At 63.8% G+C, this 14,716-nt stretch carries 10 protein-coding genes and 4 pseudogenes; 5 read left to right on the forward strand and 9 right to left on the reverse strand.

The features are described 5' to 3' along the window. Positions 1-16 precede the first annotated feature (16 nt). The gene (locus HWX08_RS01975; protein WP_174920641.1) at positions 17-1,189 is read left to right on the forward strand and encodes a porin; all 1,173 of its coding nucleotides are present in this window, start codon (positions 17-19) and stop codon (positions 1,187-1,189) included. Between the two features lie 14 nt (positions 1,190-1,203). After that, complete coding sequence (locus HWX08_RS01980; protein WP_174920642.1) at positions 1,204-2,496, forward strand: MFS transporter; 1,293 nt, start codon at positions 1,204-1,206, stop codon at positions 2,494-2,496. 97 nt (positions 2,497-2,593) lie between these two features. Here the strand turns inward: HWX08_RS01980 and HWX08_RS01985 are convergent, their stop codons facing one another. From HWX08_RS01985 to HWX08_RS02010, 6 genes and pseudogenes are all read right to left on the reverse strand, one after another. Further along, positions 2,594-3,655 (reverse strand): alkene reductase, encoded by a 1,062-nt coding sequence (locus HWX08_RS01985; protein ID WP_069260335.1) that lies wholly within the window; start codon positions 3,653-3,655, stop codon positions 2,594-2,596. An 81-nt stretch (positions 3,656-3,736) separates the two neighbouring features. Continuing rightward, on the reverse strand, positions 3,737-4,045 hold the full coding sequence (locus HWX08_RS01990) for an ArsR/SmtB family transcription factor (RefSeq protein WP_069260334.1): 309 nt from the start codon (positions 4,043-4,045) through the stop codon (positions 3,737-3,739). A 579-nt stretch (positions 4,046-4,624) separates the two neighbouring features. Then, complete coding sequence (locus HWX08_RS01995) at positions 4,625-5,623, reverse strand: terpene synthase family protein (RefSeq protein ID WP_069260333.1); 999 nt, start codon at positions 5,621-5,623, stop codon at positions 4,625-4,627. Positions 5,624-5,689: 66 nt separating this feature from the next. Further along, positions 5,690-6,460, reverse strand: a complete 771-nt coding sequence (gene uppS, locus HWX08_RS02000; RefSeq protein WP_069260332.1) for a polyprenyl diphosphate synthase — start codon at positions 6,458-6,460, stop codon at positions 5,690-5,692. 297 nt (positions 6,461-6,757) lie between these two features. Next, positions 6,758-6,880, reverse strand: a pseudogene (locus tag HWX08_RS02005) (GNAT family N-acetyltransferase); the annotation flags it as partial. Positions 6,881-6,911: 31 nt separating this feature from the next. Continuing rightward, a pseudogene (locus HWX08_RS02010) lies at positions 6,912-7,067 on the reverse strand (IS3 family transposase); the annotation flags it as partial. A gap of 694 nt (positions 7,068-7,761) precedes the next feature. On the opposite strand from HWX08_RS02010, the gene HWX08_RS02015 reads away from it, so the two are divergent. Beyond that, entirely contained in the window at positions 7,762-7,992 is a 231-nt protein-coding gene (locus tag HWX08_RS02015; RefSeq protein ID WP_174920643.1) for a hypothetical protein, read from the forward strand. 249 nt (positions 7,993-8,241) lie between these two features. Here the strand turns inward: HWX08_RS02015 and HWX08_RS34250 are convergent, their stop codons facing one another. After that, positions 8,242-8,526 carry a type II toxin-antitoxin system TacA family antitoxin gene (locus HWX08_RS34250; protein ID WP_244122670.1) on the reverse strand — a complete coding sequence of 95 codons (285 nt, stop codon included), beginning with the start codon at positions 8,524-8,526 and terminating at the stop codon, positions 8,242-8,244. Between the two features lie 185 nt (positions 8,527-8,711). Further along, on the reverse strand, positions 8,712-10,145 hold the full coding sequence (locus tag HWX08_RS02030) for a TetR/AcrR family transcriptional regulator (RefSeq protein ID WP_174920644.1): 1,434 nt from the start codon (positions 10,143-10,145) through the stop codon (positions 8,712-8,714). Between the two features lie 560 nt (positions 10,146-10,705). Between HWX08_RS02030 and HWX08_RS34255 the strand changes: the two are divergent. Then, a pseudogene (locus tag HWX08_RS34255) lies at positions 10,706-10,928 on the forward strand (thiolase C-terminal domain-containing protein); the annotation flags it as partial. A 128-nt stretch (positions 10,929-11,056) separates the two neighbouring features. Beyond that, positions 11,057-12,049: pseudogene (locus HWX08_RS02035) on the forward strand (NAD(P)/FAD-dependent oxidoreductase); the annotation flags it as partial. A 168-nt stretch (positions 12,050-12,217) separates the two neighbouring features. Here the strand turns inward: HWX08_RS02035 and HWX08_RS02040 are convergent. Next, positions 12,218-14,707 (reverse strand): xanthine dehydrogenase family protein molybdopterin-binding subunit, encoded by a 2,490-nt coding sequence (locus tag HWX08_RS02040; protein WP_174920645.1) that lies wholly within the window; start codon positions 14,705-14,707, stop codon positions 12,218-12,220. Positions 14,708-14,716 lie beyond the last annotated feature (9 nt).

Below are 14,716 nucleotides of genomic sequence, written 5' to 3' on the forward strand. Positions count from 1 at the left end.
ACGATAAGGATATCGAATGAAAAAGCGATTTGCACTGGGTGCGGCCTGTCTCGCGCTCGGCGCCGGCAACGCGCGCGCCGTGCCCTATCAGGACGTGTTGCTGGCGGCGGTGCCCGAGTACAACGGTCGACTGACGGAGGGCGTCGCGCTGTACGGCTCGGTCGACATGGGGATCAACTACCAGACGGTCGGCGGCCATTCGCTGTGGCAGACGCAGAGCGGTGGCGAGTGGACCTCCAAATTCGGCTTCTTCGGCCGCGAGAACCTCGGTGGCGGCTGGCGCGCCGAGTTCAACCTCGAAAGCGGTTTTCTCGCGAACAATGGCGCGCAGCAGGACAAGCAGTCGACCTACAACCGGCAGTCGTGGGTCGGCCTGTCGTCGGACAGCTACGGGCGGCTGCGTCTCGGCAAGCAGATCGGCACGGCGCTGCCGCTGTTCATCGACGTATTCGGCACGGTGGGTACGAACTCGGTCTATACGTGGCTGGGCGCGGCAGCCGTGCAGACGAGCCGCGGCGTCGGCTACAACTCGGACCTCGGGCCAGGGGCGACGCAATTGCCGGCGCGCGTCGACAACGCCATCACGTACCGTACGCCGATCGTTGCGGGCACCACGTCGCTGATGCTGATGTATGCGCCGAGCAACGTGGCCGGGCGCGCGCCCGCGGCGTCCGCGCAGGGCGCGCTGCTGCAGTGGTACAACGGCACGACCTATCTGGCCGCGAGCTACAACCAGGCGTGGGGCGTCAACGGGGCGAGCACCGTGCGCAACGACCTGTACGGGCTCGGCGCCGTCTACGACACGGGGCGGCTCGTGCTGTCCGCATCGTTCAACCAGTACGCGCCGAAGCTGGCCGGCGACGGCATCGCGCGCGTCTACACGGTCGGCGCGATCGTGCCGTTCGGTGTCAATGCGATTCGCGCGTCGGTCGTCTATCGCGATACGTCGGGCGTACGCGACGCGGCCGGCCAGCCGGCCAAGGATTCGGCGCTCGGTGCGATGCTCGGCTACGACTACCTGCTGTCGAAACGCACAGGCCTCTATGCGCGTGCGGGGTTCATCCGCAACTACGGCATCTCGACCGTGTTGCTGAACGGCAACCCGCTGCCGACCGAGCCGGGCGGCACCGCACCGCGCACCGGGACGACCCCCGTGACGCTGTCGCTCGGCATGTATCACAACTTCTGAACGGGAATTTTCCGATGCATACCCTGAATCGCACGGCCGCCGCACCGGTCGATGCCGCGCCGCGCGTGACGCGCCGCACGGTCGTTGCGGCCGCGCTCGGCAACGGACTCGAGTTCTTCGACTTCACCGTCTACAGTTTTTTTGCCGCCCTGATCGGCAAGCTGTTCTTTCCCGCGTCGAGCGACGTCGGCGCACTGATGTTGTCGCTGGCGACGTTCGGTGTCGGGTTTGTCGCGCGGCCGCTCGGCAGCGTCGCGATCGGTGCCTATGCGGACCGTGCCGGGCGCAAGCCTGCACTCGTGCTGACGGTCGCGTTGATGGCGCTCGGCACCGGGATCATCGGCTTCGCGCCGACCTATGCACAGATCGGCATCGCAGCGCCGCTGCTGATCGTCATCGGGCGCTTGCTGCAGGGCTTTTCGGCGGGGGGCGAAGTCGGCGCCGCGACGACCCTGCTGATGGAGTCGGGCGATACCGGCCGGCGCGGCGAGCGGGTGAGCTGGCAGATGGCGAGCCAGGGCGGCGCGACGCTGGTTGGCGCGTTCGTCGCGCTGACGCTGTCGCGCGCGCTGCCACCCGAAGCGCTGCACGCGTGGGGATGGCGCGTACCGTTCGTGCTCGGTCTGCTGATCGGCCCGGTCGGCTTCTATCTGCGGCGTCACCTCGACGATACGTTGCCGCACGCGGCGGGCGGCGCACCGCGCGAGCGTGCGCGCGTTCCGTGGCGGCAGGTCGTGGCCGGCACGCTGCTCGTGATCGGCGGCACGTCGACCACCTATACGATCGTGTTTTTCCTGCCATCGTTCCTGACGCTGACCGTCGGCATGCCGGCGTCGGTGTCGTTGCTGTCGGGCTGCGCGGCGGGCGCCGTGCTGCTGATCGGTTCGCCGCTCGCGGGACGACTCGCGGATCGCGTGCGGCGTCGCAAGCGGCTGGTGGGCGTGACGTGTGTCGCGTCGGCCGTGCTCGTACTGCCGGCGTTTTACGCGATGAGCAAGTGGCCGTCGGCGGTCACCGCGGTCGCGGTCGTGATCGTGCTGATCGGCTTGATGACGCTGTCGAGTCCCGCCGGCTTCGTGATGATTCTCGACGCATTTCGGCCCGAAGTGCGGGCAATGTCGCTCGGGATGATCTATGCGCTCGGCGTGACGATTTTTGGCGGGTTCGCACAACTGATTGTCGGTGCGATGTGGCGCGCGACCGGCAGTTTTTACGCGCCGGCGTGGTATGTGCTGGGATGCAGCGCGGCGAGCCTGGTCGGCCTGGCGTTGTTCGTGGACGCGCCCGCCGTGGACGGCACGCGGTGAGCGGGACGGGCGAACGCGTTGCATGCCCGCCCGGAGGTGTGCACGACGAACGGACGGGCGAGGCCGGACCATTCGTCGTGCATGGCTCGTTGCGCGATCAGGCCGCGTCGCTCAGCGCCGGGTAGTCGGTATAGCCCGTTTCGCCTTCCGCGTAGAACGTCTCCGGCACCGGCTTGTTGAGCGGTGCGCCGAGTTCGAGGCGGCGCGGCAGGTCCGGGTTCGCGATGAACAGCTTGCCCCATGCGATCGCGTCGGCGCTGCCGCTCGCGAGCGCGGCCTGCGCGGTGTCGAACGTGAACTGTTCGTTCGCGATCAGCGGGCCGCCGAACGCTTCCTTCAGGCGCGGGCTCAAGTGGTCGCCCGAGTACGATTCACGCGTGAAGATGAACGCGATCTTGCGGCGGCCGAGTTCGCGCGCGACATAGCCGAACGTGGCGGCCGGGTCGGAGTCGCCCATCGTGTGCGCGTCGCCGCGCGGGGCAAGGTGCACGCCGACGCGGCCGGCGCCCCACACGTCGATCGCTGCGTCGACCACTTCGAGCAGCAGGCGCGCGCGGTTCTCGATCGGGCCGCCGTACGCATCGGTGCGGTGATTCGTGCTGTCCTGCAGGAACTGGTCGAGCAGGTAGCCGTTCGCGCCGTGAATCTCGACGCCGTCGAAGCCGGCCGCCTTCGCGTTCTCCGCTCCCTTGCGATACGCGGCGACGATGCCCGGGATTTCGTCGAGTTCGAGCGCGCGCGGCGTCACGTACGGACGCTGCGGACGCACGAGGCTCACGTGTCCGCCGGCGGCGATCGCGCTCGGCGCGACCGGCAGGTCGCCGTCCAGGAACATCGGATCGGAGATGCGGCCGACGTGCCACAGCTGCAGTACGATGCGCCCGCCGGCCGCGTGCACGGCCTGCGTCACACGCTTCCAGCCGGCTACCTGCTCGTCGGACCAGATGCCGGGCGTGTCCGCGTAGCCGACGCCCTGCGGCGTGACCGACGTCGCTTCGGTAATGATCAGCCCGGCCGTCGCGCGCTCGGCGTAGTAGCGGGCCATCAGGGCGTTCGGCACGCGCGTCGCGCCCGCGCGGGAGCGGGTGAGCGGCGCCATCACGATACGGTTCGGCAGGGTCAGTTCGCCGAGGGTAACGGGGTCGAACAACGTGGGCATGGCAGATAACCTCTTCACGAAAAGCGGGTGCGCGGTCGCGTCATGTGCGATGCGGGCCCGGGTGGCCGATTCGGCCGTTGGCTAGAGTTCGCGACGCAGCGCGTCGTGAAATGCGTCGATGACGGCCTCGTTGCGGCGAAAGAACGCCCACTGGCCGATCCGCGTCGACGTCACGAGCCCCGCGCGCTGCAGCGTCGCGAGGTGCGCGGAGACGGTCGACTGCGACAGCCCGCAGCGCGCATCGATCTGGCCCGCGCAGACGCCGTGTTCATACGGCAGCGTCTGCGCCGGAAAATGCTCGCCCGGCGTTTTCAGCCAGTTGAGGATTTCCCGGCGCACGGGGTTCGAGAGCGCTTTCAGGATCGCGTCGATGTCGAGTTCGGTCGGCATGGAGGGGTGGGTGGCGTTACGGTCGTGCATACGGGTATCGTCGATTGGCGAATCTTATATCGGAATTTGACGATATGATTGAAAGCATTACTGGCTATAGGGGTGATAGGTGGGGACGGACAAAAAAGATCGCACTTGTAAGAAGGGGACGGAAATGCGCAAAAAAGACTGCACCCCGGATGTCACAATGTGAAAAATCGAAGTAACTGATTGATATTAATCTACTTTATTTCCCGCTCGGTTAGGTGGGCTTGGGAGTCAGTAGGGTGGGCGAAAGTCAGCGATCGAGTAAATTGATAAGTATGTCTAAGCTAATGTGTGCGCTAAGGCGATGTGACAGGGGAAAACCATATTCTTTCAAAATTATTTCATGTTGAAGGGGGAAGTCAACTCAACGCGAGCAGGTTGCATCCCTCGATCGATGCCTTCGTCGACTGCGAGGTCAGGTTGATCGCCGCATGCGTTGCTGGACGTGAAAACGACGCCCGGTCGATACCCAGTGTGTGGGACTTGGCGGGCTTCAAAGTCCATAGATGACAGGCGGATGGACCGCGGCTCCTGGATCGATCGATTGTCGTATTACACGCGTGACAGATACGCTTCCTTCATTGATTCCGTATGGTTTTCCGGCAGGTAGCGTCCCGGCAGCGCGCGGTGCCATTCGTAGTTGCCGCGCATGATCCTTTCCATCATCGCAATATACCGATCCAGTCGCTCGCGCACTTCGGCGCCCATCCCCAGGCTCGCGCACCACGCGGGCACGCCGGCCTTCAAGGTGACGAAGTCCTGGCAAAACCGTGCGACCATCCGCTGCGACTCGGCGATGGCTGCGTCGCGTCTCATCCCATGTCCGTGCGTCAACTGAATGACGATGTTGTTGCGCTCGCCCTCGCTCTCCTCGCGCTCCAGCGACACGACGTCGTTCACGATGCAGCACACGGCAAAGCACACGAATGCCATGTCTTCCAGATGCCCCGGCCCGAGCAATGCGGACGGGAGTTCGATGTCGTTCCCGCGTTCGCCGAGATCGAGAAACATGTGGTACGCGTAGCTTCTGACCCGCTTCTGCAGGTAGACCTGCACGTCCGGCGCCCAGACGTCGGCCGCATGTTCTTCGGTTTCTTCCAGCAAGCGCTGGAAGTAATCCTCCCAGTCCCGCAGGCAGCGCGCACGCCATTCGGCCGACATGCCGCCCTCCTTCGCCCGCGCCCAGATATCGAGCCACGCCGCCTCCGGGCCCGACTTCGGGATCCATGTATCGGGATCGCGCATCATGCCGATCACGCGGTTCAGGACCGGCCGAACGCGGGAAAGATCGCCGTTGTTGCGAACGCAGAAATCGTCGAAAACGGCGACCCACATCAGCGTGTCGCAAATGATCCGGTTGTCCTCGAACGGGATATTTCCCCACATCCACGCGATCGCCACGGTCAGATCCGTTTTCATCAGGCTTTGCACCGCGCTTTCGTTTCCGGCAAGGCCTTTCTCGGCCAGCCATTGCTCCTGCACGGTCAGCAGTTCCGCAAGCTGCGGATGCAGGTTCGCGGAAAACGGGACATCGAAATCAACGATGGGCATATGGGTTCCTGATTTATTTCTGAGAGAAATGACTCATCGACCATCGAAACGCCGACAGTCCATTTCCTAAAGCCCGAAACGGCGATGGCGAGAATAAAAAAAGCGAATGGCGTCGTCGAAGTCCGCGCGCCCGAATTCAGGCCAGCACACCGGCGTGAAATACAGTTCGGAAAACGAGCTTTGCCACAGCATGAAGTTCGACAGCCGCTGTTCGCCTGACGTCCGGATGACGAGATCGGGGTCGGGTTGCCCAGCCGTGTAGAGGCGGCTCGCAATCAATTCGGGACTCAGGTCGGCGAGCAACTGGTCGAGCGATCCGGCAGCGGCGTGCTCGCTGATTAGCGCCCGGATCGCGCTTAGCAATTCGAGGCGGCCACTGTACGCAACCGCGATGTTGACTTCGAGCCCCTGAACCTGCTCGGTGCTTCGCACGGCGTCTCCGATGCGCTCCGCGACGGTCGAGGGAAGTTTCGTCAGATCACCAATCACGCGCAGCCGCCACCGGCCGCTACGGGCCAGTTCGTCGAGTACCTTGACGATCACGGTCAACAGGCCGACCAGTTCCTCGGCGTTGCGTTTCAGGTTCTCGGTGGACAGCGGCCATAGCGTCACCATAGGAATGGCCGCAGCTTCGCACCAGGACAGCAGCGCGTGAACGTTTCTTCCACCCGCTCGATAGCCGTCGATGGTTGGCAACCCGAGGCGATCCGCCCAGCGGCGGTTGCCGTCGAGAATGACCGCGAGATGCCGGAGTGGGACGCCTTCGCTGGCGGTCGGCGTTTCGGGCGTGCCGAACGAGCAGGCGTCGGGGGCCGACAGTGCCGCAGCTTGAGTCATCGCCACTCCCTCGGTCAAGAAGTCTGTGTCGACGATGAGAGATCGTTGCGTCGACTCGATGAAACCGACAATACGTAAACGAAAAGAACCTGCGGGGAGATAGTTTATGACTCGTATTATTCATAGTTGCCCGGATTTTTCAAGTCGACAAAATCAATATTTTGTTTTTAGATAAATTGATTTGAATGGTTTCAATAATGGAAATTGCGGTCGCGCGGGTTGCCGGCGCTCGGCGCCGTCCGTCAATGCGGCACCGATGAATGCTGCGGGGTCGACGATCAAACGCAACGATGCAGTTCAGCCATCCAGCGTCTGCGCCGGCGTGTCGAGCTTCAGTTGATAGAACGCAACATCGAGCCAGCGCCCGAACTTGAAGCCCGCTTCCGCAATCGTGCCCGAGTGCACGAACCCCAGCAGCGTCGTATCCGTGCCGCGAAGCTGGGCAAGTTCATCGCTTGTAGACCGGGCGCAGGCCTTGGCGCTGCAAACTACGTCGAACACGCTCAGCACTCACCGGGCAGCCTTGGGCGCGCAATTGCCGCACGATACGGGGGCGGCCATAGCTGCCGCGACTGGCCCGGTAGATGGCCGCCACTTCGACGTTCAGTTGTTGAAGCCCTTAAAAACTGCTAATCGTGTCCATAGATTACGCTAATGTAAGGCACGGCCGCGGCCCCGCGAGATAAGGCATTGCTGCCGTTCGCGCGTCTTTTCATGCGGTGCGTTTTGGCAACGCGCGCACGCACGGATGTCCGTTTATATTGCTAAGGAACCTTATCACGACGGCATGATTGCCTGTTCAAACCCGGGTTTCGCACAACGCGTGAAACGGGCTGTCGGCGCTGCAACGGTGTGGGCGGGAGTTGGCACGGGTCTTCGCAACACCGTGGTCGGTGACAACGTTAATTCGCAACCTGCAACCTCATGAATTCACGACGGTTTCGCTCTTCATTGCCGGTGTGAGGCGGCGGAGTGACATTTTTACTTCGCAAACGGTGACAACTTTAATTTGGTCTACGGTAGGGGAGGCGACGTTGGCCAGTCAAAAATAGCACTTGACGTTCACTTTTTGCGTCATATGCTTTCCACTGGATGCGAGTAAAAGGCGTGGAAATAAGCAATCAGTTTGTCGATGATTTATCGTATTGTTTCCGTTTTTTATGGGACATACGTCGCGACACTACCTGAGATTAAATCGGCAGCATGATTGTTTCGGAAATTCCACTTGGAAATCTCCGAAACTTCCCGAACGAGCGCGACCACCTCTCAGTTCGTTATTTTTCAACCTTTGGAGAGCCGACATGTCATCTATTGCCAAGATCCTCTTTTTGACCTTAATGGCCTGCCTTGTTTTTAACGGAGAAGCTGGCGCCGCTCAAAAGTCTTTCTGCTATTTCCACCACAATTGCCCCGCTGACGGAAAGCTGCCGAAAGGTCAACCGCCGGAGCAATACACCAAACAGCAGTGCAAGAACGGTGGAGGTAAGAGCTGGGGCGACGGCCCAACGAGCTGCGAAAACGTGAACAAATGAGAAGATCGGAGCCCAGCGTCAATTGAACAATGCGAGGGGTAGTTCTCGCTGCCGGATCTCCCTCTTGATTTTGTTGCGTTCTACCGGGGAAGACGGATCTCGGGCGGCAAGGTCTGCCGCTCGCCCAAATCAGAGACCGTGCGATATCGATCCCAACGGGTTCGTCTCGGCAGTCCTCAAAAACGCAATGCCACTAATAAGAATTAGCGGCATTGAATGTGCATCATAAAAACCCGGCCAAAGCCGGGCTCACGTCGCTGTGTGATGCGGCGGCCCACGCCTACTTGACCGTCGCCAACGGCAAAAACAACGCCAACGGGTCATGCGTGAGGGACTGAAAACCGAAGTGGCCATAGAGAACGCCGCGGCACCCTCGTCCTTCGCGTCGACGGTCAAGGCGACGGCCGGGATTTCCGAGCTGGCCACGCGCCGCAGGGCGTTGACCGACATGGTGCGCCCCTGGATCTCGGCGGCCCGGCGGATCACCGCCAGCACATCGGTCTCGACGCGTGCTTCAAAGCGAGTAGTAGCCATAGGGTGTTACCTCCTGGTGCTACTGTACGGAAAATTGCCGGGTGCACTCGCGAGGATGGAACCGGCCATTGTCAAATGCGTACATCCCGTGATTCGGCCGCCGGGGAGCGGCGCCTACGGCAGCACCCTCTGATAAGGGCAGGCGGTCGATGAGCATATCGATGCCGCCTGCGGATGCGGTTGCTTCATGACGCGTCATTCGCGACAATGCGCCCCTGCCCGATGAGCGCCGTCATCGCCATCATCAGTTCGAATGCGCGGTCCGCGTTCACCGGTTGATTCTGCGTACCGAACCTCAGCACGATGACACCGTCCACCAGCGCCGCGATGAGTGTCGCGCGCGCGAGGCATTCGCGCGCGGTCGCCGACGAATCGATCTCCCGGATGAGATCCGTGCAGACCACCCGGTACGCCGCGTAGCCCCTTCCCACGATTTCACGCGTGATATCCGAATGTTGAGCCAGAGCGAACATCTCGATCCAGAGTTGTTGCACCTCGGGAACACAGACTTCCTCGAAGACGTCTGCGGCGATGTCGCACAGGCGCTCCAGCGCCGACTTTCCGCTCGGCTTGCCGAGCTCCGCGTAGTGGTCCAGATAAGCTCGTCCCACCGCGTCAAGTGTCGAGCGCAGCAGGTCGTCATGGGTCGGGAAATAGTTCTGGAGCACCGAGGGCAGGATGCCGAGTTCTCTCGCCACCCGTGCCAGGGTGAAGTTTGCATAGCCTTCTGTCGCCAGAAGGTTGGCGGCGGTGGAGACGATCTCGTTGATCTTGAGTTCCCTGCGCTTGCCCTGGGCCGTCGGCCGGTAATGGAAGGCGTCCTGGGTCGACTGGTGCGCCCGGAGATCCAGTAGCCCGGGCTGGAGGTCCCCATTCGATCCGAAGACGCTGATCGGGGTATGGCTGCCGTCGTGAAGGACACGCGGACGACGATGTGGCGCTTCGCTCTCGAGCATCTGTGGCGACGCGCTCATCACCATTTTTACGGCTCGCTTGGCGACGCGGATCAACTCCACATAGTCTTTTCCGGGGTAATCGCCGTGGGACGCGAATATCGTCATGCCGTCCATCTGCGCGACGATCACGGCGGCACGCACCTGGCATGCGTCACTGGACAACGTCGGGTGAAGCTCCGACAGCAATTTCTCGAAGATGCCTCGATACCGCGCCTGCATGTCGCGCAGCATTTCCGCGACATAGGCTTCATGCGATGCGAAGGCCCAGATCTCGACCATGAACTTCGGTAGATCGGTCTCGTTGATGTTCTGGAAAATGCGATTGATCAGCGCGGAGCAACGTTGCGCAGCACCCATGCCCGGGCGGCTCGCGATCGCTTTGTAGTCCTCCATGACCTGGCTCAGGTAGGCCGGGAGCGCGGTGCGCAGCAACTCTTCCGTCGTTCGGAAGTAGTACTGGAGATTGCCATGGGTGATTCCCATGCGATCCGCTACACGGCGGATCGCGAACCCGGCATAGCCGTCCTCCTGAAAGACCTGGCGCGCGGTATCGATGATCTCTCGAATGCGCTGTTCGCGATTGCGCCGTGACGACGGCCGCGCGGCGGACTTGGCGCCCTCCGAATGGTCAGGGGTTTCTTCCTTGATCGCGCTGTTTTGCACGTTGACGCTCCCATGGCTAATACAAGGTTTCTGTAAATTATAGGCCTATCCGACGGAAGGGGAAAAATGCCGCTTCTTTCCCTCCATGCTTTTGTGCGCGAGCAATGACTGGCTGAGTGCGCAACGCGCCCCTTACGTTTTTTCACTCCAGTGCATGGCGGCGTGCTGCCCGCGGCAACCTTGCGCCCCGGAACATCTTTATTGGCCCATCGTGCAATTCCGCGCCTTGCGGCATGCGAATTCGAGTCGGTTCGACATCGTTTTCCTCGTGCCCGGTCGGTGTTTTCCCTAATTTTTTCGCGCTTGAGTGTAGGCCGACGCAACGTTAATATTAGGCCGTCATAACGTACTTTAAGGGCCGACGATACGTCTCTTGGTGATCGATTCAGGCTCCGGGGCGAGGTGATGGATTTCATTCGTTGCAGAGCGGATCTGCATGCGAAAGGCGTCCCGGAGAAGTGCGAAACGCGTTCCCGGGCGGGTAGCGAACGGCAGAAAGGCGCAGGTTCTCCTTCGCTTGGACGTGCGAGCCGGCTTCAACGGATGTGCCGCGCACCATCGTCGGCGGCCGTACTCCCATCAAACCGTCGGGTGGTCTGGAGTCGAAAGACCACCCACTGGATGCGACCGGCATCGGAACGCGATGACCTCGTCACGCAGCTGCCCGGCAACGCCGGTGTGCGTCAGGTGCAGCGTGCGCGCGCTGCGATCCAGGAAAACGGCGACGCGATGCAGCGCATGGAAGAGGCGGCAGTGGCCGTCCACATTTTGAGCAAGGATTGACGGAGTCTGAAATGAGTACGGCTAACGATACGAAGCAGGAAAAGCCAGATAAGCGTGCGGGAATGACGCGGCGCAATTTCGTGAAAGGTGCGGCAGCCGCGGCCGTTGTCGTGCCTGCCGTGGTGGCGATGCAGGATGCACGCACGGAACCCGTGGAGGACGGCAAGGAGCGAGCCGACCTCGAAAAATATCGGGCGCTGGGCGGATGGGTTGAAAAGCCCGATGACCTGCAGCCCGCGCTCGAGGGCGACGTCAGCGCGGATGTGGTGATTGTCGGCGCCGGTTTCGCGGGCCTTTCCGCGGCAGTGGAACTCGCCCGGCAAGGCGCGAAAGTGGTCGTGATCGAGCGCGAGTTTCCCGGCTTTGGCGCGAGCGGGCGCAACGCGGGCTACCTGGCAGGCGCCATGGGGCTCGAATACGACCTGATGCTTCGCGATATCAGCAAGGAGCAGGCGACGCAGATCGTCCGGTATTACGACGCCGCCGTCGGCTTCGTCGAAGGCAAGCTCAAGGAGCACGATATCGATTGCGAGTACGTGCAGTCCGGATGGATCCGTGCGGGCGTGCATCCGTCGCAGGAGCAGAAGATCCGCGACGAGATGCGGATCGGCGCCGAGCTCGGCCACAAGTCGCAATTTCTGGATCAGGCCCAAATGCGCGCGCGCGGAATTCCCCCCGCGTTTCTCTTTGGCGAATACACACCGACCGGCGGCACGCTCCACCCGGGCAAATACGTGATGGGGCTGCGGCGTGCCGCGCTGCGGGCCGGCGTGAAGCTGTACGAGAACACGCCGCTGCTGTCTTACACCGAAGGCCCGGTCATCCAGGTGAAGACCCCGCGCGGCAGCGCGAGCGCCCCGGTGCTGCTGTTTGCTACCAATGCCTACACCCCGCAGCTCGGTTTGCTCGCAAACAAGGTGGTGCCGTTGCGGATCTCCGCCATCGAGACCGAGCCGCTGTCCGACGCGCAACTGGCGTCGCTGGGGTGGTCACGGCGCGAAGGCATCGTCACCGCTCACTACAGCATGGAGAGCTTCCGCCTGACGGCACGCAACACGATCATCTCGACCGTCAAGCGTATCCACTACGTGTTCGTGCAGCGCGCGGTTCGTACTGCCGACACAGCGGAAAACGCCGGCTGCGCCGGCATCAGAAAGACAACGGATCCGGCGACGGGGCAAGCAAAACGACGCGGATCGAAAGAAGCGCGTATTTCGCTGGCGCAGCTTCGCGCCCGGCCAGACGCCGTGCGACGAGCGGCGCTGCCCGCGTCGCCGCGGGACGCCCGCTTACGTCACCGTGCCGTTCTTCAGCTTGTCGATACACGGAATCCCCGCGCGCCGCTTCGGCCGCAGGAATTTCGGCACCGCGGGCGGCTGCCCGACAGCCGCCGTGCTGTGCTCGACCTTCGGCTTGAGCGCCGACGCCTTCGCCTTGCGCGGAATCCGGCAACCGCCGGCCGGGAGGTCGGCGTACGGATCGTCTTCCGCGGCCGCGGCGGCCGGCAGCGCCGGCGCGGTCGACGCGACCGCCATCGGTGCGAACGGCAGCGCACGCATCCGTTCGCCGGTCAGCACGAACGCGCCGTTGGCGACGGCCGGCGCGATCGGCGGCACGCCGGCTTCGCTCAACCCGGTCGGATGCGCATCAGACGGAACGAAGAACACGTCCACCGGTGCCGCCTCCTGCATCCGCACCGGCGAGTAGTCGGCGAAACCGGCGTTGCGGACCGCGCCATGCTCGACGTCGATCGCGAAACCCGGCTTCGTCGTCGCGAGGCCGAACAGCGCACCGCCCTGAATCTGGGCTTCCGCGCCGGTCGGGTTCACGATGCGGCCGGCATACACGCCGGCCGTCACGCGGTGCACGCGCGGTTGCTGCGCTTCGATCGACACTTCCGTCACATACGCGACGACCGTGCCGGCGGTTTCGTGCATCGCGACGCCCCACGCGTGCCCGGCAGGCAGCGTGCGCGTGCCGTAGCCCGACTTGTCGACGGCCAGGGCGAGCGCGTCGCGATGGTGCGCGTGCTCGGGACCGGACAGGCGCGCCATCCGGTAGGCGACCGGGTCCTGGCGCGCCGAATGCGCGAGCTCGTCGACGAGCGTTTCCATCACGAACGCCGTATGGGTATTGCCGCCCGAGCGCCACGACTGAACCGGCACGTCGACGTCCGTCTGATGGACGGACACCTGCATCGGGAAACCGTACGGGCTGTTCGCCACCCCTTCGGTCAGGTCGGGATCGGTGCCGCTTTTGCGAATGGTGGTGCGCTCGAGCGGCGACCCCTTCAGCACCGACTGACCGACGACGACGTGCTGCCAGTCCCGCACCGCGCCGCTGCCGTCGACGCCGATGTCGACGCGATGCAGCACCATCGGGCGGTAATAGCCGCCGCGCAGATCGTCTTCGCGCGTCCAGATCGTCTTGACCGGGCCCAGATGGCCGGCCGCCAGGTAGGCGGCGGACACGCGGGCGGCTTCGACCACGTAGTCCGACGTCGGCGTCGAGCGCCGGCCGTAGTCGCCGCCGGACGTCATCGTGAAGATCTGCACCTTCGACGGCGCGACGCCCAGCGCCTTGGCAACCGCTGCGCGATCGGTCGTCTGCATCGCCGAACCGCCCCAGATCTTGATGCCGCACGCGCAGCTCGCCGGGCCGACATCGACCGTGCAACTGAGCGGTTCCATCGCGGCGTGCGCGAGATACGGAAATTCGTAGTCCTTCCGGATTCGCGTTGCCGCCGGCGGCGCGCTGCCGGCGTCGGCCGTGCGCACCACGGTCCCCGGCGTGCCGGCGAGCTGCTTGTACGCCTGCATCTGTTCGGCGGACGTGACGGTCGAGCCGACGTCCTTCCACGTGACCTTCAGCGCATCGCGGCCAAGCCTGGCCGGCCAGTAGCCGTTCGCGATCACGGCCACGCCGGTGCCGCCGCGAGCGGTCGGAATCTCGACGACCTCGACGACTCCCTTGACCGCCCGCGCCGCGGCCGCGTTGTAGCTCGCGACCTGTCCGCCGAAGCGCGGCGGCCGCGCAACGACGGCCACCATCATGTCGGGCAGGCTCCAGTCCATTCCATACTTGAGCGTGCCGTCGAGCATCGCGCGCGAATCGACGCGCGGCGTCGGCTTGCCGATGATGCGGAACTGATCGGGCGACTTCAGCGGCACGTGCTGCGGCACGGGCATCGCCATCGCGTCGGGTGCCAGTTCACCGTAGGTCGCACGATGGCTGCCCGACGTCACGACGCCGTTCGCGGTGCGGCACGTGGCGGGATCGACGTTCCAGCGCCGGGCCGCCGCGGCGACGAGCATCGCGCGTGCCGATGCGCCGAGTTCGCGGTATTGCGTAAACGAATGGTTGACCGACGTCGAGCCGCCCGTCATCTGGATGCCGGTCACCGGGTCCCTGTACGGCTCGCCGGCCGGCGCGAGCACGGGGCGCACGTTGCGCCAGTCCGCATCCAGTTCGTCGGCCAGCGCCATCGGCAGCGCGGTGCTGACGCCCTGGCCGGACTCGGTGCGGTTGACGGCAACGGTGACGGTGTTGTCCGGCGAGATGATCAGGAATGCTTGCGGTGGAGACGCCTGCGGCGCGTTGCCCGTTTGCGCGGCGGTGCGCGTCGGCGCGATACCGAGCGCCAGGCAGCCGCTCGCCGCCATCGTGAGCTTCAGAAAGCCGCGCCGGCCGGGCATCGGCGCATCGGGCCCGGTGACGGGCGACGCGTCGCGGCGGGGGGCGTCGGCGCCAGCCGGGCGCCCGAAAGTGCGGATACGCATGATCACAGT

This window comes from Burkholderia metallica (assembly GCF_902832845.1).
Classification (GTDB): domain Bacteria; phylum Pseudomonadota; class Gammaproteobacteria; order Burkholderiales; family Burkholderiaceae; genus Burkholderia; species Burkholderia metallica.